Here is a 19,244-nt window from a genome sequence, read left to right as displayed (position 1 = left end):
ACCCGGGGGCGCGGTGGCGCGCAGAACGTTTCCCCCATGCGGAAGAAGCGCGGGCGCGCCGGGGTTGAGCACATACAGACCCAGGGCCACGGACATCGCTTTGTGACCGGGACGACCCGGCGCTGTCAGAGGCGACGACCATAATGAAAGCCTGACCGACTCCATCTGGAGGTATCCGTGACCGGTTTCCGTACCTTGAGCTCCGGGCTCCGCGCGCTGCGGCCCGCCGCCTTCGGCGCGGATCCGGGTGGTGCGCGCATGCGGCGCATCCGCAATTCGCCGAACTTCGCGGACGGTGTCTTCCAGAACCCGGAGAACGCCCGCACCCGCCCCGACGGCTCGATGCTGGAGTTCGCGAAGGTCTACTTCCGCAGCGAGGAGCGCGCCCACCGCTCCCCGGCCGGGACGGTGCCGGTGCACGCGACGACACTCGCCGACCTGGCCAGGCCCGCCGCGACCGGGCTGCGGCTCACCTGGATGGGGCATTCCAGCGTCCTCGCCGAGATCGACGGCCACCGCGTGCTGTTCGACCCGGTCTGGGGTGATCGCTGTTCTCCGTTCGCCTTCGCCGGTCCCAAGCGGCTGCACCCGGTGCCCCTGCCGCTGGCCGCGCTCGGCCCGGTCGACGTCGTGGTGATCTCGCACGACCACTACGACCACCTCGACATGCCCACGATCAAGGCGCTGGCCGGCACGGACACGGTGTTCGCCGTGCCGCTCGGCGTCGGAGCCCATCTGGAGCACTGGGGCATCTCGGCGGACCGGATCCGCGAGCTGGACTGGCACGAGTCGACGAAGGTCGGCGGAATCACCCTGACGGCGACGCCGGCACGCCATTTCTGCGGTCGCGGCCTGCGCAACACGCAGCACACCCTCTGGGCCTCCTGGGTCGCGGAGGGCGATGCGCACCGGATCTACCACAGCGGCGACACCGGCTATTTCCAGGGCTTCAAGGACATCGGCGCCGCCCACGGCCCGTTCGACGCCACGATGATCCAGATCGGCGCGTACAGCGACTTCTGGCCCGACATCCACATGACGCCCCAGGAGGGGATGCGCTCCCATCTCGACCTCCAGGGCGGGCAGCCCTCCGGAGTGATGCTGCCGATCCACTGGGCGACGTTCAATCTCTCCACCCACGCCTGGTCCGACCCGGGCGAGGGCACGCTGGCCGCCGCCCGTGCGGCCGGAGCGCGCGTCGCGCTGCCCCGTCCCGGCGAGCCCTTCGAGCCCGCGGCCGAGACCGTTCCCTCCGAGCCGTGGTGGCGCGGTGTGGCCCGTGCGCCGAAGGAGGGCTGGCCGGTCGTCGAGGAGGCCGCCGCCGATACGCCGGGTGACATCGCCGACGGCTCCACGGAGGGCACCGGAGAGCCCGAAGTGGTGTCCGCGGGCTGATCGACCGATCCATGGCGAGGGCCGAGGGGCGAAACGCTCCTCGGCCCTCGCCGTTTGCTTGTGACCGCTTCTGACCAGCTCTGATCGGGTCCAGGGTTCGATGTGAACGTGTGTCCGACGGGGTTATCGGTCAGTCGTACGACGCCTCATACCAGAGCGGGACGCTACCTGGGGGAGTTTGTCAACAGCCCACCGCACATGATGCGTTGGCGACTACTGTCAGTTGCCGACGGGCGACGCAGGGCCGATTTTTTCGGCTCTCTCGACCAGCACCGCGATGGCACACGCCCGAGTCGCGCAGACCCGCGGGAGCTCCGTGCCCCCGACGCATCCAGTACGAGGACGCCGATGTCTCACCTTCGCGCACCGGCCGCACGCGCAGACCGCCGTGAGGGCGGGCGGCACGGACGACCGGTCGCCCGTGCCACCCCTCCGCCGCCCGAGACGCACCTGCGGCCCCAGCTGCTGCGCCTCGCGGTCCTGCCGCCGACCGCGGTGGCCCTCAGCGCGTGCGCCGCCGTACTGTTCACCGTCCGCTCCACCGGCGCCCGGCCCGGCCCGATCCTGTGGGCCGTCCTCGCCGGGGCGGTGGGCGTGGCCCTGGCCGGCATCCTGATCGCCGCCGTGGCCGCCGACCGCGCCGCCACGTCCGTACGGGAACGCATCGGAGCCCTGCGCCGCACCAGCGCCCGCACCGAGACCGATCTGCGGGCCGTCGTCGAGGGGCTGCGCCGCGGTGAGGACCCGCCCGCGCGCAAGACGCGCCGCCGTCTTCCCGTGGACGCCGACGACTTCGAACTGCTCGCCGCCGACATCTCCCGTGCCCACGACGGCGCCGTCACGGCCGTCGTGCAGGCCTCGCAGCTCTCCAGCCACGCGGGCAGCGAGCAGAAGGTCGAGGTCTTCGTCAATCTGGCCCGACGCCTGCAGTCCCTCGTGCACCGCGAGATCTCCATCCTCGACGAGCTGGAGAACGAGATCGAGGACCCGGACCTCCTCAAGGGGCTCTTCCACGTCGACCACCTGGCCACCCGCATCAGACGCCACGCCGAGAACCTGGCCGTGCTCGGCGGCGCCGTCTCGCGCCGTCAGTGGAGCAACCCCGTCTCCGTGACCGAAGTGCTGCGCTCCGCGATCGCCGAGGTCGAGCAGTACTCGCGGGTCAAGCTGGTGCCCCCGATCGACGGCACCCTGCGCGGCCACGCGGTCGCCGACGTCATCCACCTGCTCGCCGAACTCGTGGAGAACGCCACGGTGTTCTCCGCCCCGCACACCCAGGTTCTGCTGCGGGTCGACCTCGTCACCTCGGGACTGGCCATCGAGGTGGAGGACCGCGGGCTCGGCATGCAGGCGGCCGAACAGGACAAGATGAACGCCCTGCTCGCCGATCCCGACCAGGTCAATGTCGCCGGCCTGCTCCAGGACGGGCGCATCGGTCTGTTCGTGGTCTCGCAGCTCGCCCGCCGGCACGGCATCCACGTACGGCTCCAGAACAACATCTACGGCGGTGTCCAGGCCGTACTCGTGGTCCCGCAGGGGCTGTTGGGTTCAAGGCCGGGCACCATCGAGGACGGGGGCCTGACGCAGGCGCCGCCGCAGCACACGAACGGGGGACACCGGCCGGCCATCGGGCCCGGGCCCGCGCGGTCGGCGCCGGTCCAGGTTCCGGCCCTTCCCGGGGGCCGCTCGGTGGCCCCGGTTCCTCGGCAGTCGCCGCGGGGGGAGCAGACACTTCCGCGTGTCGCGCCGGGCGCGCCGGTCGCGGGTCGTGGCGGTTCCTCGCCGCTCCCTGTGCGCGGCGCCCGTACGGAGCGGCCCAATCCGGCGGAGGCCGTTCCCGGCATCCGCCCCGAGGACCGGTTCGCCGCCGCCGAGAACGCGGCCCTGCCGCCCACACCACGCGCCGACGTCGTGCGCGGCACCATGGACAGGCCCCACCTGCCCAAGCGGCGCGCTCAGGAGCACCTCGTTCCCCAACTGCGCGAAGGACCCGCTCCCCGCCCGAACACGGAGTATCTCGTCGGGCACGACCCGGGTCTCATGGCGGCGTTCCAGCGCGGGGTCGGGCGCGCGGAGGCCGCCGACGCGGATCGGGCGGGCCGGGAGCTGCCGGAGCCGTCCCGGGGGGTGTCGCCGACGGCCGAGCCGGCCGCCCCGGCGTCGTTCCCGGACCGGGCGCACCCGGAGGCGCCACGCGGGGACGGTGTGGTCCAGGCGCATGGGGAGCTGTCCCTGCGCACCTCTGCCGACGGCGGCGACCCCCTGGACGCAGCCCTGAAGGACGGTACGCCGACGGCCCGCCCGCGAGAGGCACGCACGACGCACGTACAGGCGCCGCACGAGGCCCGCGACACCGCGTCCGGACACGACCGCACCCCCCGGCACGACGGGAGCACACCGGCCGGATGACCACCCCCACCCGCACACCCACACCCACCCCCACCGCTCCCGCGGACCTTCGTACCTCAAGGAGTCGATCCCCCATGGCGAGCGATGCGCCGACCGGCCACGTATCCGACCTCGACTGGCTCATGAGCGGCCTCGTCCAGCGCGTACCGCACACCACGAGCGCGGTGCTGCTCTCCTGTGACGGGCTGGTGAAGTCCGTCCACGGCCTCGACCCGGACAGCGCCGACCACATGGCGGCGCTGGCCTGTGGCCTCTACTCCCTCGGGCGCAGCGCGGGCGTGCGTTTCGGGGACGGCGGCGAGGTGCGTCAGGTCGTGGTCGAACTCGATGCGACCCTGCTGTTCGTCTCCACGGCCGGCTCCGGCACCTGTCTCGCCGTGCTCGCCGGCCGCGAGGCCGACGCGGCCGTGCTCGGCTACGAGATGGCGATGCTGGTCAAGAGCGTCCGGCCCTATCTGGTCACCGCGCCCCGGCAGCACGCCGTCGAACCCTCGGCGATGACGTCTTGAGCGTGGCCGCGGCCGGCGACGGGCCCTGGCTCGACGACGCGGCGGGACGCCTGGTGCGCCCGTACACCGTCAGCAACGGCCGGACCCGGCCGACGACCGCGCTCGACCTCCTCTCCCAGGTCATGGCCACCGGAGCCACACCCCTCGGCTACCTCGGCCCCGAGCACGGCCTGGCCCTCGAACGCTGCCGGGCCCCCGTCTCGGTCGCGGAGGTCGCCGCCCATCTGAAGCTGCCGGCGGCAGTCACCAAGGTGCTGCTGTCCGACCTCGTCGACTGCGGGGCGCTCACCACGAAGCCCCCGGAGTTCCACCACAACCCCACTGACCGGTCTCTTCTGGAGGCAGTGCTCGATGGATTACGACGACAGCTCTGACCCCTTCCCCACCGCACTGAAGATCTTGGTGGCGGGAGGGTTCGGGGTCGGCAAGACAACGTTCGTCGGCGCGGTGAGCGAGATCGCGCCGCTCAGTACGGAGGAACTGCTGACCACGGTCAGCGCCTCGACCGACAGGCTCGACGGCATCGAGAACAAGGTCGAGACGACCGTCGCGATGGACTTCGGCCGCATAACCCTGGATCCGGAACATGTGCTCTATCTGTTCGGCACGCCCGGGCAGGAGCGGTTCTGGTTCATGTGGGACGAGCTCTCCGAGGGCGCGCTCGGCGCGGTGATCCTCGCGGACACGCGACGCCTGGAGGACTGCTTCGCGGCCGTCGACTTCTTCGAGCAGCGGGGTCTCGCGTTCATCGTCGCGGTCAACGAGTTCGACGGCTCGTACCGCTACGACCCGGCCGAGGTGCGCGCGGCCATCGACCTCGACCCCGAGATCCCCGTCGTGTGCTGCGACGCCCGGATCTCCAGCTCGGGGGTACAGACCCTGCTGTCCCTGGTCCGTCACCTTCTCGCCCACGCACCGGCACATTCCCCGAGTCACGGAGCCCGTACATGACCTACGACCCACCGCGGCCGGCCGGTCGTCTGCTGCTCACACCGGAGGACACGGACGCTCCGGCCCGGGTGCGACGGCTGCGCCGGCTGGGTCTTGGGGAGCGTTCCGAGCCGGCCTTCGACGCCTTCGCGGACCGCCTCGCGCAGGTCGCCGCGGCGCCCTACTCGATGGTCAACTTCATCGACGAGGAGAAGCAGTTCTTCGCCGGCCTGCATACCCCGGACGACAGCGGCAGGGGCACCGACCTCGTCGCGGACGGGAGCGGGCTCGAACTGGACCGCTACATGGCCCGGGACCACGGCTTCTGCCCTCACGTGGTGGTGCGCCGCAAGGCGCTCGTCCTGGAGGACGTCTGCGACTACCCGCGCTTCGCCGGGAATCCGGTCGTCGACGAGTTCGGCGTCCGCTCCTACCTCGGTGCCCCGCTGATCGACCGCAGCGGCATCGCCCTCGGCACGATCTGCGTCGTGGACGTCGAGCCGCGCCCGTGGGGAAGGGCGGGTCTGGAGACCATCAAGTCGATGGCGGCCGAGCTGGTCGAGCAGCTCGAACGGCGGGAGGGGGTCCACGGGATCTGACGCGAGGGGGGAGGACGCCAAGCAGTCGCCTCCGGATACCGCGATCCCCCTCTTGGGCCACTACGGCCCTCCGACATCCGACCCCGGGCAGGGCTAGGGAGAACTGGGGTGTGAAGGAAAGCTGGGGCCGCGCTTAAGAAATCCTCGATGGACCGAGGGCACCGTCGTACGGCAGATTCCTGGGTGAATTCACCCCTCTCCCCGGTGCGGGCCTCTTTCGGCGTGCTCTTTCCCGGGATCTCACGCACAGGAGCCGTCAAGTGAAGGCGCTGGTCAAGGAGAAGGCGGAGCCCGGACTCTGGCTCACGGACGTTCCGGAGCCGCAGGCCGGCCCCGGTGAGGTACTGATCAAGGTCCTCAGGACCGGGATCTGCGGCACCGACCTGCACATCCGCAACTGGGACGGCTGGGCGCAGCAGGCCATCAAGACGCCGCTCGTCCTCGGGCACGAGTTCGTCGGCGAGGTCGTCGAGACCGGCCGCGACGTCGCAGACATCACCATCGGCGACCGCGTCAGCGGCGAGGGGCACCTGGTCTGCGGCAAGTGCCGCAACTGTCTCGCCGGGCGGCGTCACCTCTGCCGTGCCACCGTCGGTCTCGGAGTCGGCCGCGACGGCGCGTTCGCCGAGTACGTCGTGCTGCCCGCGCAGAACGTGTGGGTGCACCGCGTCCCGGTCGACCTCGATGTCGCCGCGATCTTCGACCCGTTCGGCAACGCCGTGCACACCGCGCTGTCCTTCCCGCTCGTCGGCGAGGACGTCCTGATCACCGGCGCCGGCCCGATCGGCCTGATGGCCGCGGCCGTGGCACGCCACGCGGGTGCCCGCAACGTCGTCATCACCGACGTCAGCGAGGAGCGCCTTGAGCTGGCCCGCAAGATCGGCGTCAGCCTCGCCCTGAACGTCGCGGGCTCCACGATCGCCGACGGGCAGCGCACGCTCGGCCTGCGCGAGGGCTTCGACATCGGCCTGGAGATGTCCGGCCGCCCCGAGGCCATGCGCGAGATGATCGCCAACATGACCCACGGCGGGCGGATCGCGATGCTGGGCCTGCCCGCCCAGGAGTTCCCGGTCGACTGGTCCCGGATCGTCACCTCCATGATCACGATCAAGGGCATCTACGGCCGCGAGATGTTCGAGACGTGGTACTCGATGTCGGTCCTCCTGGAGAGCGGCCTCGACCTCTCGCCCGTGATCACCGGCCGTTACGGATTCCGGGACTACGAGGAAGCGTTCGACGACGCGGCCGGCGGCCGTGGCGGCAAGGTCATTCTCGACTGGACCCTCTGAGGACTCTAAGGAACTGATGATGTTCGACTCCGTGCGCGACGACCTCCGCACCACCCTCGACGAGATCCGCGCCGCCGGGCTGCACAAGCCCGAGCGGGTCATCGGCACCCCGCAGTCCGCGACCGTGAGCGTCACCGCGGGCGGCCGCCCCGGTGAGGTCCTCAACTTCTGCGCGAACAACTACCTCGGCCTCGCCGACCACCCCGAGGTCGTCGCCGCCGCCCACGCGGCGCTCGACCGCTGGGGTTACGGCATGGCCTCCGTGCGCTTCATCTGCGGTACGCAGGAGGTGCACAAGGAACTGGAGGCGCGGCTGTCCGCGTTCCTCGGCCAGGAGGACACGATCCTCTACTCCTCCTGCTTCGACGCCAACGGCGGAGTCTTCGAGACCCTCCTCGGCGCCGAGGACGCGGTCATCTCCGACGCCCTCAACCACGCCTCGATCATCGACGGCATCCGGCTGTCCAAGGCGCGCCGCTTCCGGTACGCCAACCGCGACATGGCCGACCTGGAGGCCCAGCTCAAGGAGGCCTCCGACGCGCGCCGCCGCCTGATCGTCACCGACGGCGTCTTCTCGATGGACGGCTATGTCGCCCCCCTGAAGGAGATCTGCGACCTCGCCGACCGCTACGACGCGATGGTCATGGTCGACGACTCGCACGCCGTCGGCTTCGTCGGCCCCGGCGGCCGCGGCACCCCCGAGCTGCACGGGGTCATGGACCGCGTCGACATCATCACCGGCACCCTCGGCAAGGCCCTCGGCGGCGCCTCCGGCGGCTATGTCGCGGCCCGCGCCGAGATCGTCGCCCTGCTGCGCCAGCGGTCCCGCCCGTACCTCTTCTCGAACACGCTCGCCCCGGTGATCGCCGCGGCCTCCCTGAAGGTCCTCGACCTGCTGGAGTCCGCCGACGACCTGCGCGTCCGGCTCGCGGAGAACACCGCGCTGTTCCGCTCCCGGATGACCGCGGAGGGCTTCGACATCCTCCCCGGCGACCACGCGATCGCCCCCGTCATGATCGGTGACGCGTCCGTCGCCGGCCGCATGGCGGAGCTGCTCCTGGAGCGCGGCGTGTACGTGATCGGCTTCTCGTACCCGGTCGTCCCGCAGGACAAGGCCCGTATCCGCGTACAGCTGTCCGCGGGACACTCCACCGAGGACGTGAACCGGGCCGTGGACGCCTTCGTGGCGGCGCGCGCGGAACTCGACGCCTGACGCGGGTGCGCCCTCACGTCCGGGGGCGCACACCGGCCTGATGGCCGGAAAAGGCGTGTGACCTGAGAGAATCGGTCGCATGATCGAAGCGCGGCGGCTCCACATCCTTCGTGCGGTGGCCGACCACCGCACGGTGACGGCGGCGGCCGCCGCGCTCTATCTCACGCCCTCGGCGGTCTCGCAGCAGCTGACCGCCCTGGAGCAGGAGACGGGCCACCGGCTCGTCGAGCGCGGCGCCAAGGGCGTACGGCTGACGCCCGCGGGCGAGATCCTGCTCGGCCACACGAACGCCGTCCTGGCTCAACTTGAGCGTGCGGAGGCCGAGTTGGCCGCGTACAGCTCGGGCTCCGCCGGTACGGTCACGGTGGCCTCCTTCGCGACCGGCATCGGCCTGGTCGTGGCCCCCGCCCTGGCCCGCCTCGCCGTCACGGCGCCGGGCATCCTCGTCCGCGTCCAGGACGCCGAGGGCGACGCCAGCCTGCCGATGGTGCTCGACCGGCAGGTCGACATCGCGGTGGCCGTCGAGTACCGGGGTGCCCCGGACGCGGACGACCCGCGGCTGACGCACGTCCCGCTCTACGCCGAGCCCTTCGACGCGGTCGTCCCCGTCACCCACCGCCTGGCCGACGCCGAGGAGGTGCCGCTCGCGGAGCTGGCCAAGGACCCGTGGATCGGCCCGTACCCGGGCAACCCCTGCCATGACGTGGTCGTCCTGGCCTGCGAGAACGCCGGATTCCAGCCGCGCCTCGAACACTCCTCGGACGACTTCCGCGCCGTCGTCGCCCTCGCCTCCGCCGACGCGGGCGTCGCCCTGGTTCCCCGCTCGGCGCTGCGCGGCATGGAACTCACGGGTGTGGTCGTGCGCCCCGTCGACGGCATCGCGCCCACCCGCCGCGTCTTCGCCGCCGTACGCCGTGGCGCGGAGGACCACCCGCTGATCCGGCCCGTACTGGAGGCCTTGGCCCAAGCGGCGACGGTCGACTGACTCCGATCACTTCTCATACCCGGGATAGCGTCCCGGATGCGAGAAGTGAGGACGATGCTGCGGTCGACGCCCGGCTCGGGGCGCGACTGGCCTCCCGTACCCGGCCCGGAGCAGTACATCTGGGTTCTCGACGGAACGCTCGACGTGACCGCGCGGGACGTCGAACACCGCCTCGGCGCGGGCGACTGCCTCCGGTTGCGGGTACGGGGCCCGACGCGTTTTCGCTGCCCCGGACCCGAGGACGGGCGGTACGCGCTGGCGGTGGTGCTGCCGTGATCGCCGTCGTCCGCCTCACTCCAGCTGAACTCCATCGTGTGGTCGATGAGTTGGCGGACCTGCTCACCGACACCGTGGACGGCGGCGCCTCGATCGGATTCCTCGCCCCGCTCGACCGCACGGCGGCCGTCGCCTGGTGGCGGGAGCGCGCGGACGCGGTCTCGGCCGGGCACCTCACGGTCTGGGTCGCCCACAGCGACGACCGGCTGCTCGGCACGGTCGCCCTCGCCTTCCCGGACAAACCCAACAGCCGCCACCGCGCCGAACTCGTCGAGTTGATGGTCCACCGGGACGGCCGCGGGCAGGGCCGCGGCCGTACGCTCCTCGCGACCGCGGAGACGGAGGCGGCCGCCGCGGGAGTCACCCTCCTCCACCTGGACACCGAGACCGACAGCCCCGCCGAGTCCCTCTACCTCTCCGCGGGCTGGACCCGGCTCGGGGCGATACCGGACTACGCGGCGACGCCGTCGGGTGAACCGCGTCCGACGACGATCTTCTACAAGCAACTGGGAGCGTCCGCCGGCGACGCGTGACAGGGCGCGGCCCCGGTGGGGTACCCGGCCCGGCGGGCGGCACGCCCCGACCCGCCGCTGACGTCGTGCGTTGACGTCGCGCTTCGCCGCGTCGATGTCAGTGCCATTGGCTAGCGTGCGTCTCATGCCGGATGCCGAAGACGTACGCCGTATCGCCCTCTCCCTGCCGGACACGTCGGAGAAGATCGCCTGGAGCATGCCCACCTTCCGGGTCGCGGGAAAGATGTTCGCCACGCTGCCCGAGGCGGAGACCTCCATCGCCGTGCGCTGCCCGAAGGAGGAGCGCGACGAACTGGTCCTGGCCGAGCCGGGGAAGTTCTGGATCGCCGATCACGAGGCCGGTTTCGCCTGGGTCCGGGCCCGGCTCGCCGCCCTGGAGGACGACGACGAACTCCGCGACATCCTCGCCGACTCCTGGCGCCAGGCGGCCCCGCCCCGACTGGTCGACGCCCACCCCGAGTTGGGGCTCCCGTCCGCCGGCTGAAACGGCTGCTGCGTTGTCGGTGCCCCGTGGCATGATCCGAAGCGGGAGTGATCCGGAAGCGGGAGTGATCCGGAAGTGCGGCTGAAGAGCGGGACGGGCGGCTTCGTGGGGGAGCCGTGGGGGCAGGGGGGAGGGGCGCGAGCGGGATGACCACGAAGTCATCGGGCGAGGAGCCACTGCACGCAGAGCCGTCGGATCGCGCGGCAGCGCGCCGTTCGGCGTACGACGACTCCGTAGGGGGCCGTGCGGTGGACGGCGGTCGCGGCTCGGCGTACGACGGCTCTGCAGGGGGTCGTTCGGCGTACGACGCCTTCGAAGGCGGTCGCGCGGGGGACGGCGGTCGCGGGGGAGGCGGCTCGGCGTACGACGGCTCTGCAGAGGGCGGCTCGATCGGAGGCGGCTCGGCGGGGCGGCGGAGCGAGGCGTCCGCGGTGCCGGGCCCGGGTCGCACCCGCCCCGGCATCCTTGCCGACCGGCCGCCCAGGCCCGTCTGGTCGCGCGACTTCGCCCTGTTCTTCGTCGCGCGTGCCCTCGCCCGGCTCGGCGACACCATGCTGCCGGTGGCCCTTGCCGCGGGACTGCTGCAGTACGGGTACGGGGTGGGCGCCGTCGGTCTCGCCATGGCCGCGTCGGCCGCCCCCTTCGCCGGACTGGTGATCTTCGGTGGAGTGATCGCCGACCGCTTCAGCACCCGCAAACTGATGATCGGCGCCGACCTCGTGCGGCTGGTGGCCCAGTCCATCGCCGCCACCCTCTTCTTCACCGACCACGTGATCCTCTGGCAGATCTGTGTGATCGGCGCGGTCAACGGCGTGGCGGGCGCGGTCTTCCAGCCCGGTGTCGCCAGCACCGTGCCGCGCCTCGCCACCGACATACAGGGAGCCAACGGAGCCATTCGGATCGCCGAGTCCGCGGCCCAGCTCGCCGGCCCCGCCCTGGCGGGTCTGCTGGTCGCGTTCGCCTCCGCGGGAGGGGTCTTCGTGGCCCACGCCGGCACCTTCGCGCTGAGCGCCGTGTGTCTGCTGCTGCTCCGCCTGCCTCCGGCCGCACCCGGAAGCCGGGTCCACAGCGGCAGCTTCAAGGCCGATCTCGCCGAAGGGTGGCGGGAGTTCAGATCCCGTACGTGGTTGTGGGCCGTCATCGTGATCTGGTGCGTCTACATGATCTCCGTCTGGGGCCCGACCGTCCCCCTGGTGGCGACCGAGGTGGTGCAGCAGCACGGCCCCCGCGCCTACGGCCTGATCAACTCGGCTCTCGGCGCCGGCACCGTGATCGGCGGGCTCGTCGCCCTGCGACTGCGTCCGCGACGCATGCTGCGCGCCGGTTCGTTCGCCCTCTTCGCCTTCGCCTGCTTTCCCGCGTCCGTCGGGGCGGGACTCGGCGTGGCCGCCATGTCGGCGGGAGCGATGATCGCCGGAGCGGGCACGTCGCTCTGGGGCGTGATGTGGGCGACCAGCGTGCAGACGCAGGTGGCGCCCGACGTCCTCAACCGCATCCACGCCTACGACGTCGCCGGGTCCCTGGCCATGATGCCTGTCGGCCAGGCACTCGCGGGACCCGCCGCCGCGGCCCTCGGCGCCGACAACGTCCTGCTCATAGCCGGCGTCATGACCCTCGTCGTCTCCACGGCCCTGCTCTCGGTCCCCGCGATACGCAACTTGGTGCGCGTCGATGGCCCCGTGCCCCGGCCGCGGACCACCGCCGCCGTATCGCTCGAACCGGTCGGACGGGACAACAGCCGAGCCGTGTGAGCGGGTCGGTGCATGGCGCGCGCGTACCCGTGCCGCCTGGCACCCGTCGATCCGCTCCTGAGGGGATCGCCCGCCGAGCCGTGTCCGCTCGGCCGGTCCTCGACGGTTCCGCCCCTCGGACAGCGGGAACCGGTCACCTTCGAGCAGGCCAGGCCAGGCCAGGGCAGGCCAGGCCAGGGCCAGGGCCAGGGCAGGTCCGGGCAGGTCGGGGCAGGTCGGGGTGTGTGCGGGCGCTCCGCCGTGATCGTCCCGAGGGCGAGCACGCGCCCTCGGTCGAAGGTGAGGTCACCGCCGGACGTGTACCGCCCGTCCGATTCCGCGCGATGCCGACCGTCGGCCCGCGCAAAACGGGTGCGCGACCACCGGCACGAGTGCGGTATTGTTTCCGTGCACGTCCAGCCAGGGGAAACCCCAGGTCAGACGGGCATCGGGACGTGGCGCAGCTTGGTAGCGCACTTGACTGGGGGTCAAGGGGTCGCAGGTTCAAATCCTGTCGTCCCGACTTTTTGAGTCGTGGTTCAGAGGCCGTTTTCTCAGCAACTGAGAAAGCGGCCTTTGTCGTACCCCCGCGCGGCCGTCCGTGGTCGTCCGCCACCGACGCCGGCCGAGGTCGTACAGCTGTCCGGTACGGCCCGATGGCCGAGAAAAACGCTTGGACCTCGTGGCCGCCGTCACGGGACACTGCAACTCCTGGACTGCCCCATATACGTACATCGGCGCATTCGTGAACCATGCGAGGTGTGACGGGCAGCCGTACGACGACACAGGGGTGAGATGGCTTCTCCTGAATCGCCTGAATCGCGCAAGGCCTTACCGGGCAGGGGCTCGGTCCTCCTCGCACTTCGTTACTACGGAAGGGAGTTGCGTCGGCTCCGGCGGCTGACGGTGCCCGCCATGCTGATGCCGGCACTCGGCAACATCGGCATCAGCTACATCGCGCCGCTCATCGTCGCGAAGCTCGTCGGCCGTATCGCGGGCGACGGCAGCGGTGTCTCCGTCGGTGCCGCGCTGCCCTACGTCCTCGCGTTCGGTGGCGTCCTGCTGCTCGCAGAGGCCTTCTGGCGCCTCGGTCTGCACTGCCTGAACCGCCTGGACGCGCTCGGTATCGAGCAGTTGTACGTGATCGGCATGGACGAACTGTTCGCCAAGGACGCCTCGTTCTTCCACGACAACTTCGCCGGCTCGCTGACCAAGCGGGTGCTGAGCTTCGCCTCCCGTTTCGAGGAATTCGTCGACACGATGACGTTCCAGGTCGTGGGCAGCCTGGTGCCGCTCGTGTTCGGGTCGGTGGTGCTGTGGCGCTACGAACCGCTGCTCGTGGTCGGACTCCTGGTGATGATCGCCGTGACGGGGCTGTGCGTGGTGCCGCTCATCCGGCGCCGCCAGGCGCTCGTCGACCGGCGGGAGGAGGCGATCGCCCGGGTCTCGGGCCATGTCGCCGACAGCCTGATGAACATGGACACCGTCCGGGCCTTCGCCGCCGAGGAGCGCGAGGCGGCCGAGCACCGGTCCCGTGTCGCGGCATCGCGGCGGCTCACCCTGCTGTCGTGGGACTACGGCAACCTGCGCATCGACACGTTCGTCGCGCCGATGTCCGTCCTGACCAACGCGCTCGGCCTGCTGCTCGCGATCACGCTCGGCGGGGGCGGGCACGGCGTGGAGGCGGTCGTGGTCGCCTTCACGTACTACGCCAACGCGACCCGGATCATGTTCGAGTTCAACCAGATCTACCGCCGTCTGGAAAGCTCGATGACGGAGGCCGCCCAGTTCACCGAACTGCTGATGACGCCACCGACCGTGCTCGACCCGGTCGCCCCGGAGCCCTTGCGGTCCCGCGGAGCCGACGTCCGCTTCGAACAGGTGACCTTCACCCACGGCGGGGCGAGGCCGCTCTTCACCGGGCTCGAACTGGCCGTACCCAGCGGAGCGAAGATCGGTCTGGTCGGCCGGTCCGGCGGAGGCAAGACCACGCTCACCCGGCTGCTGCTGCGGATGACGGACATCGACGACGGCTGCATCCTGATCGGTGGCCAGGACATCAGCAGGCTGCGCCAGGCCGACCTGCGCAGCCTGATCGCCTACGTGCCGCAGGACCCGGCGATGTTCCACCGCACACTGCGGGACAACATCGCCTTCGCCCGTCCGGACGCCACCGAGGCGGAGATCCGCCGCGCCGCCGAGGCGGCGCACGTCACGGAGTTCGCCGACGCGCTGCCGGACGGTTTCGCCACCATGGTCGGAGAGCGCGGCATCAAGCTCTCCGGCGGCCAGCGCCAGCGCGTCGCCCTCGCCCGCGCGATCCTGCGCGACGCGCCGATCCTGCTCCTCGACGAGGCGACCAGTGCCCTCGACTCCGAGAGTGAGATCCTCGTCCAGGAGGCGCTGTGGCGGCTCATGGAGAGGCGCACGGCGCTCGTGGTGGCGCACCGGCTGAGCACGGTCGCCACCATGGACCGGCTGGTCGTCCTCGACCAGGGAAAGATCGTCGAACAGGGCACGCACCAGGAGCTGCTCGCGTCGGACGGCGCCTACGCGAAGCTGTGGCGCCACCAGTCGGGCGGCTTCATCGACGACGGTCCCGCCCCGGCCGACCAGCGATGAACGCGGGCCCACCTGGCCGGGCCCGCCGGCCGAGGAGCGCGCGCCCGGCACAAGCGGTTCGGTCCGGCCACGGCCGCCGGGAGGCGTCGTGGGTCAGGCCGGGGCGTGATGGGTCAGACCGGGGCGTGAGTCGGCCGGGTCGTGGGTCAGGCGGAGTGTCGTGGGTCAGACCCCGGTGCAGTGGGTCAGGCCGGGTCGTCGTGGTGCAGCGGTACCGTCCACTCCAGGACGGTGCCGTTCGGCTGGTTGGACGTCAGGGCGCAGCTGCCGCCGAGGTGCTCGGCGCGGGTGCTGATGTTGCCGAGACCGCTGCGGCGGGTGACGTCGGGACCGATGCCACGGCCGTTGTCCGCCACCCGCAGCCGCAGTGTGGTGGCGGTGGCCTCGGCCGTGACCTCCACGGCGGTGGCGTGGGCGTGCCGGGCCGCGTTCGACAGGGCCTCGCGCAGGACCGCGACCACGTGTTCCCGCTGCTCATCGGACACGTCGGTATCCAGCAGGCCGCTCATGCGCAGGGAGGGGGTGAAGCCGAGTGTCTCCGCCGCACGGCCCACCTCGGTGACGAGCCGGGCGCGCAGACCGGTGGCGCCCGACCGGTCGCTCTCCCGCAGGGCGTAGATCGTGGAGCGCACGACCTTGATCGTGTCGTCGAGATCGTCCACCACTCGCTGGACGCGTTCGGCCACCTCGGGCCGGTCGGAGAGCCGGTTGAGCACCGACTGCAGGCTGAGCCCGCCGGCGAAGAGCCGCTGGATGGCCAGGTCGTGCAGGTCGCGCGCGATGCGGTCCCGGTCGTTGAGGACGAGCAACTGCTCCGCGTCGCGGCGGTGTTCGGCGATCTCCAGGGCGAGCGCGGCGTGCCCGGCGAAGCCGGCGATCATCTCGACGGTGGCGTCCGGGAACACGGTGCCGCCCTGCCGGTTCGCGACCTGGAGGACGCCGCGCACCCGCTCCGGGGTGCCCAGCGGAATCACGAACGCCGGGCCGAGTTCGAGAACCGACGCGCTGCCCGTCCCGGTGCGCGGGTCCTCGCTGAGCGACGCACTGACGATGCGCTCGCCGGAAGTGAACACCTTGGCCGCCAGACTCGTCCCGTCCGGCAGGGCCAACCCCCGTACCAGTTCGGCGTCGGGCCCCTCGGCGGACTCGATGACCAGGTCCGTGGTGCCGGTCACCGGCACCGCCAGGGTCACCAGATCCGCGTCGGACAGCTCCCGGACCGTCGCGGTGAACGTGTGCAGGACCTCGACCGGATCGGTGCCCGACAGCAGGGTGCGGGTCAGGTCGCTGCTCGCGGCCAGCCAGCGCTCACGGCGCCGGGCGTCGTCGTACAGCCGGGCGTTGTCGATGGCCACACCGGCCGCCGCGCCGAGCGTGCGCAGCACCGCCTCGTCCTCGGCGTCGAACTCGGCCCCGCCGTGCTTCTCCGTGAGGTACAGATTCCCGAAGATCTTGTCGCGGACCTGTACGGGGGTGCCGAGGAACGTGGTCATCGGGGGATGACCGGGCGGGAAGCCGACGGAGTCCGGGTGTTCGTTCAGGACCGGGAGCCGCAGCGCGTGCGGCTCCCGGATGAGCAGGCCGAGGATGCCTTCTCCCCGGGGGTAGTTCCCGATGCGCGCGATGGTCTCCTCGTCGATCCCGACCGTTATGAACTGCTTGATGCCGCCCTCGTCGCCGAGGACGCCGAGCGCCCCGTAGCGGCAGTCGACGAGCTGTACCGCGGACTCCACGATCTGCCGCAGGACCACGTCCAGGTCCAGGTCGCTGCCGATCGCGAGAACCGCTTCGAGAAGGGTGTGCACCCGGTTCTGGGTGCCGCGCACACGCTGCACCTGCTCCTGCAGGTCCTCGAGCAGGGCGTCCAGCCGGAACTGCGGTGCCGAGGGCTCCTCCGGAAGGTTCGCGCTCTGGTCCATTCGTGTTCCCCTCGATCGCCGCCCGACGAAGCCATGATGCCCGACCGACCGCGCCCGCAGTCGAGCACCTGTGCGGAACGCGGCGGACGGCTTCGGGGAGGAAGGGAGGAACCATGTGAAAGGCGGACGGGGGGAGATGGCGCTACCGGGCATGCAGGGTTTCCAGGGCTCTGGCCGGCACACGGGGATCGCGGCAGGGTCGGCGAATCGAGAACTCGACGGCCCGGGCGTGCGACGGCCGGCCGTCGCACGGTCCGGCGGTGCGACGACGCGGCCGTCTGTTCGGTCAACTGCCCCTACCACTCAGCGTTCAGGCATCCAGTGATGGCTGATCCGGTGTGACGGGTGCCGCTCCGGCGGGCGCGTGTCATCGACGCGGAAGGTCAGGCTGTTCATGACCCCGACGACACCGTCGACCCGCCACGTCAGCCGGATGGCCTGCGGGATCTCGCTGCGGTGCTCCAGCCGTCCCTCCAGCGTCACCACGCCGTCGCCGACCGAGACGATCACGGTGTGGGGCGGCAACGACAGCGTGCGCCCCATCACATCGTCGGTCACCTCCCGGCGGATCTCCTCGTCCGTCCGCAGGAAGACCCGCAGCAGGTCGCGGCGGGTGGCGATCCCGATCAGCCGGTCCTCCTCGTCCACCACGGGAAGCCGTTCGATGCGATGGCGTTCCATCACCCTGGCGGCATCGGCGACGCGCTGTTGCGGATGCACGGTGATCGCGGGCGTCGACATCAGACGCTCCGCGGTCGTGGCGCGGACGGACTCGGCATCCGCCGCACGACGGCCCATCCGCTCCGGACGCGACGACCACGGCAGCCCGCTGAGCGGGGACGGCAGACGCCGGCGCCGTCCCTGGCCGGGGTCGGACCGGGCCGCCTGCCGGCGCAGCAGATCGGACTCCGAGATCACGCCCACGACCTTGTCGTCGTCGTCCACCACCGGCAGTCCGCTGATCCGGTACCGGTCCAGCAGCCGTGCCACGTCCTTGAAGGACATCTTCCGGTGCGCCTCGACGACCTCGCTGGTCATCACCTGTCCGACGATGAGGGTCATCTCGCCATCTCGCTTCCTTCTCGGATGGCTTCCAGCGTTCCCTCCCGGCGCCCACGAGGGCAGGGGCCGACCGTCCTCGGCCAGGGGCCGGACCGCCCCGGCCGGAGGGTCCGAAGACCCGCGAGACGCGGTGAGGGCCGCGCCGGCGGGCGGGAAACCGACCGGAGGCGCCCCTCGAAACCGACAGGACCTAGCCCTTCAAGGCGACCCCGCCGTACAAGGACACCGGCTCGTCGCCGATCGGCGTCTCGTCCTCCGCGAGCCCGGGACGCCAGTCCTTCACGGAGACGACGCCCGGCTCGACCAGGTCCAGTCCCTCGAAGAAGCGGCTCACACCGGCGTGCGAGCGGCCCACCAGGGTGACGCCGCCCCGCGCGTACGCCTCGATGCCCCGCTGTACGTCCTCCGGCTCGAAGTCGGCGGTCATCGCGGACAACGACAGGAAGCTGCCCGGCGCCAGCGCGTCGACCAGGGTCTCCACCAGCTCGTACGCTCCGCTGTCGTCGGCGATGAAATGCATCAGTGCGATCAGCGACAGAGCCACGGGACGGTCGAGGTCGAGCACGCGCGCGGCCTCGTCGAGGATCTTCCGCGGCTCGCGAACATCGGCCTGGATGTACTCCGTCCTGCCCTCCGGGGTACCGCGCAGCAGCGCCTCGGCGTGGGCGAGGACGATCGGGTCGTTGTCGACGTACACCACCCGTGCGTCCGGAGCGGTGCTCTGGGCGATCTGGTGGAGGTTGGGCTCGGTGGGAATGCCGGTGCCGATGTCGAGGAACTGGCGGATTCCCGCCGTGCGGACCAGGTGGCGGGTGGCCCGCTGCATGAACCAGCGGTTGCTGCGCGCGGCCCGCTTGGCGCCGGGATCGCGCGCCGTGATCTGCTGCCCGAGCCGCTCGTCGACCGGGTAGTTGTCCTTGCCGCCCAGGTACCAGTCGTACACCCGCGCCGGATGTGGCCTGCTGGTGTCGATCCGGTCCGAGGTGGACTCCGTCCCCGTCATGCGACAACTCCCTGCTCCGCTGGGCCTGTTCACCCCGTCAACCCGTGTTCGGCGGGACGCGCGAGCAGTGTGTCATCCGGGCGGAGGGCGGGGCGTGCGGCGCCGTCGATCCTCGGCCACCCGGCGGTCGCCTCGGCCGCGGAGCGGTTGCCGCCGGGACGGCCGCGGCGGATCGTGGCCCAGGTCCGCTTCAGGACGCGGCGCGGCGCCATCCGTCCCGGGTGTCCGGGACGGATGGGCGGATACCGGCCGCAGGGGGGATCTTCCCAAGGGCCCGAAGTGGGGT

16 protein-coding genes, 1 tRNA gene and 1 pseudogene are annotated in these 19,244 nt (G+C 71.4%); 15 read left to right on the top strand and 3 right to left on the bottom strand.

What is annotated here, in order from left to right; genetic code table 11:
• The first annotated feature begins 177 nt into the window (after positions 1 to 177).
• The 15 genes and pseudogenes from N4G66_RS23880 to N4G66_RS23810 all read left to right on the top strand — a co-directional run bounded on the left by N4G66_RS23880 (position 178) and on the right by N4G66_RS23810 (position 14,974).
• A complete protein-coding gene (locus N4G66_RS23880) occupies positions 178 to 1,395 on the top strand; it encodes an MBL fold metallo-hydrolase (protein WP_261706214.1) in 1,218 nt (405 codons plus the stop codon).
• A 348-nt stretch (positions 1,396 to 1,743) separates the two neighbouring features.
• Positions 1,744 to 3,804 (top strand): sensor histidine kinase, encoded by a 2,061-nt coding sequence (locus N4G66_RS23875; protein WP_261706213.1) that lies wholly within the window; start codon positions 1,744 to 1,746, stop codon positions 3,802 to 3,804.
• A 74-nt stretch (positions 3,805 to 3,878) separates the two neighbouring features.
• Positions 3,879 to 4,313: a roadblock/LC7 domain-containing protein gene (locus N4G66_RS23870; RefSeq protein WP_261706212.1), complete on the top strand. Its 435-nt coding sequence runs from the start codon at positions 3,879 to 3,881 to the stop codon at positions 4,311 to 4,313.
• Positions 4,314 to 4,315: 2 nt separating this feature from the next.
• Complete coding sequence (locus N4G66_RS23865; RefSeq protein ID WP_261706236.1) at positions 4,316 to 4,687, top strand: DUF742 domain-containing protein; 372 nt, start codon at positions 4,316 to 4,318, stop codon at positions 4,685 to 4,687.
• Complete coding sequence (locus N4G66_RS23860) at positions 4,665 to 5,264, top strand: GTP-binding protein (protein ID WP_261706211.1); 600 nt, start codon at positions 4,665 to 4,667, stop codon at positions 5,262 to 5,264. The genes N4G66_RS23865 and N4G66_RS23860 overlap by 23 nt, the downstream gene beginning before the upstream one ends.
• Complete coding sequence (locus N4G66_RS23855; RefSeq protein WP_261706210.1) at positions 5,261 to 5,842, top strand: GAF domain-containing protein; 582 nt, start codon at positions 5,261 to 5,263, stop codon at positions 5,840 to 5,842. Before N4G66_RS23860 ends, N4G66_RS23855 begins: the two co-directional genes overlap by 4 nt.
• Before the next feature lie 260 nt (positions 5,843 to 6,102).
• Entirely contained in the window at positions 6,103 to 7,131 is a 1,029-nt protein-coding gene (gene tdh / locus N4G66_RS23850) for an L-threonine 3-dehydrogenase (RefSeq protein ID WP_261706209.1), read from the top strand.
• Positions 7,132 to 7,150: 19 nt separating this feature from the next.
• Positions 7,151 to 8,344, top strand: coding sequence for a glycine C-acetyltransferase (locus N4G66_RS23845; protein ID WP_261706208.1), 1,194 nt, complete (start codon positions 7,151 to 7,153; stop codon positions 8,342 to 8,344).
• A gap of 79 nt (positions 8,345 to 8,423) precedes the next feature.
• Positions 8,424 to 9,329: a LysR family transcriptional regulator gene (locus N4G66_RS23840; RefSeq protein ID WP_261706207.1), complete on the top strand. Its 906-nt coding sequence runs from the start codon at positions 8,424 to 8,426 to the stop codon at positions 9,327 to 9,329.
• Between the two features lie 84 nt (positions 9,330 to 9,413).
• Positions 9,414 to 9,605: pseudogene (locus N4G66_RS23835) on the top strand (cupin domain-containing protein); the annotation flags it as partial.
• Entirely contained in the window at positions 9,605 to 10,138 is a 534-nt protein-coding gene (locus tag N4G66_RS23830; RefSeq protein WP_261706235.1) for a GNAT family N-acetyltransferase, read from the top strand. The pseudogene N4G66_RS23835 and the gene N4G66_RS23830, both read left to right, overlap by 1 nt.
• Positions 10,139 to 10,262: 124 nt before the next feature.
• Complete coding sequence (locus tag N4G66_RS23825) at positions 10,263 to 10,622, top strand: MmcQ/YjbR family DNA-binding protein (protein WP_261706206.1); 360 nt, start codon at positions 10,263 to 10,265, stop codon at positions 10,620 to 10,622.
• Positions 10,623 to 10,768: 146 nt separating this feature from the next.
• Positions 10,769 to 12,373: an MFS transporter gene (locus N4G66_RS23820; protein ID WP_261706205.1), complete on the top strand. Its 1,605-nt coding sequence runs from the start codon at positions 10,769 to 10,771 to the stop codon at positions 12,371 to 12,373.
• A 428-nt stretch (positions 12,374 to 12,801) separates the two neighbouring features.
• Positions 12,802 to 12,875: transfer RNA gene (locus tag N4G66_RS23815), tRNA-Pro, on the top strand.
• A gap of 272 nt (positions 12,876 to 13,147) precedes the next feature.
• The gene (locus N4G66_RS23810; protein WP_261706204.1) at positions 13,148 to 14,974 is read left to right on the top strand and encodes an ABC transporter ATP-binding protein; all 1,827 of its coding nucleotides are present in this window, start codon (positions 13,148 to 13,150) and stop codon (positions 14,972 to 14,974) included.
• Between the two features lie 185 nt (positions 14,975 to 15,159).
• Here N4G66_RS23810 and N4G66_RS23805 read toward each other — a convergent pair whose 3' ends face one another.
• The 3 genes from N4G66_RS23805 to N4G66_RS23795 all read right to left on the bottom strand — a co-directional run bounded on the left by N4G66_RS23805 (position 15,160) and on the right by N4G66_RS23795 (position 18,958).
• On the bottom strand, positions 15,160 to 16,893 hold the full coding sequence (locus N4G66_RS23805; protein WP_261706203.1) for a GAF domain-containing sensor histidine kinase: 1,734 nt from the start codon (positions 16,891 to 16,893) through the stop codon (positions 15,160 to 15,162).
• Positions 16,894 to 17,196: 303 nt separating this feature from the next.
• Entirely contained in the window at positions 17,197 to 17,955 is a 759-nt protein-coding gene (locus tag N4G66_RS23800; RefSeq protein WP_261706202.1) for a CBS domain-containing protein, read from the bottom strand.
• A gap of 190 nt (positions 17,956 to 18,145) precedes the next feature.
• The gene (locus N4G66_RS23795) at positions 18,146 to 18,958 is read right to left on the bottom strand and encodes an SAM-dependent methyltransferase (protein WP_261706201.1); all 813 of its coding nucleotides are present in this window, start codon (positions 18,956 to 18,958) and stop codon (positions 18,146 to 18,148) included.
• Positions 18,959 to 19,244 lie beyond the last annotated feature (286 nt).

This window comes from Streptomyces rhizosphaerihabitans, assembly GCF_025399795.1.
Classification (GTDB): Bacteria; Actinomycetota; Actinomycetes; order Streptomycetales; family Streptomycetaceae; genus Streptomyces; species Streptomyces rhizosphaerihabitans.
The sequence above is the reverse complement of the archived record's forward strand: the minus strand, read 5'-3'. Positions and strand labels throughout refer to the sequence as shown.

Bases quoted from the DNA above. Each gene is read 5' to 3' on its own strand.
- N4G66_RS23810 (WP_261706204.1), top strand. From the start codon at position 13,148: ATGGCTTCTCCTGAATCGCCTGAATCGCGCAAGGCCTTACCGGGCAGG.
- N4G66_RS23860 (WP_261706211.1), top strand. From the start codon at position 4,665: ATGGATTACGACGACAGCTCTGACCCCTTCCCCACCGCACTGAAGATC.
- N4G66_RS23875 (WP_261706213.1), top strand. From the start codon at position 1,744: ATGTCTCACCTTCGCGCACCGGCCGCACGCGCAGACCGCCGTGAGGGC.
- N4G66_RS23805 (WP_261706203.1), bottom strand. From the start codon at position 16,893: ATGGACCAGAGCGCGAACCTTCCGGAGGAGCCCTCGGCACCGCAGTTC.
- N4G66_RS23855 (WP_261706210.1), top strand. From the start codon at position 5,261: ATGACCTACGACCCACCGCGGCCGGCCGGTCGTCTGCTGCTCACACCG.
- N4G66_RS23800 (WP_261706202.1), bottom strand. From the start codon at position 17,955: ATGACCCTCATCGTCGGACAGGTGATGACCAGCGAGGTCGTCGAGGCG.
- N4G66_RS23840 (WP_261706207.1), top strand. From the start codon at position 8,424: ATGATCGAAGCGCGGCGGCTCCACATCCTTCGTGCGGTGGCCGACCAC.
- N4G66_RS23820 (WP_261706205.1), top strand. From the start codon at position 10,769: ATGACCACGAAGTCATCGGGCGAGGAGCCACTGCACGCAGAGCCGTCG.
- N4G66_RS23795 (WP_261706201.1), bottom strand. From the start codon at position 18,958: ATGACGGGGACGGAGTCCACCTCGGACCGGATCGACACCAGCAGGCCA.
- N4G66_RS23825 (WP_261706206.1), top strand. From the start codon at position 10,263: ATGCCGGATGCCGAAGACGTACGCCGTATCGCCCTCTCCCTGCCGGAC.
- N4G66_RS23845 (WP_261706208.1), top strand. From the start codon at position 7,151: ATGTTCGACTCCGTGCGCGACGACCTCCGCACCACCCTCGACGAGATC.
- N4G66_RS23870 (WP_261706212.1), top strand. From the start codon at position 3,879: ATGGCGAGCGATGCGCCGACCGGCCACGTATCCGACCTCGACTGGCTC.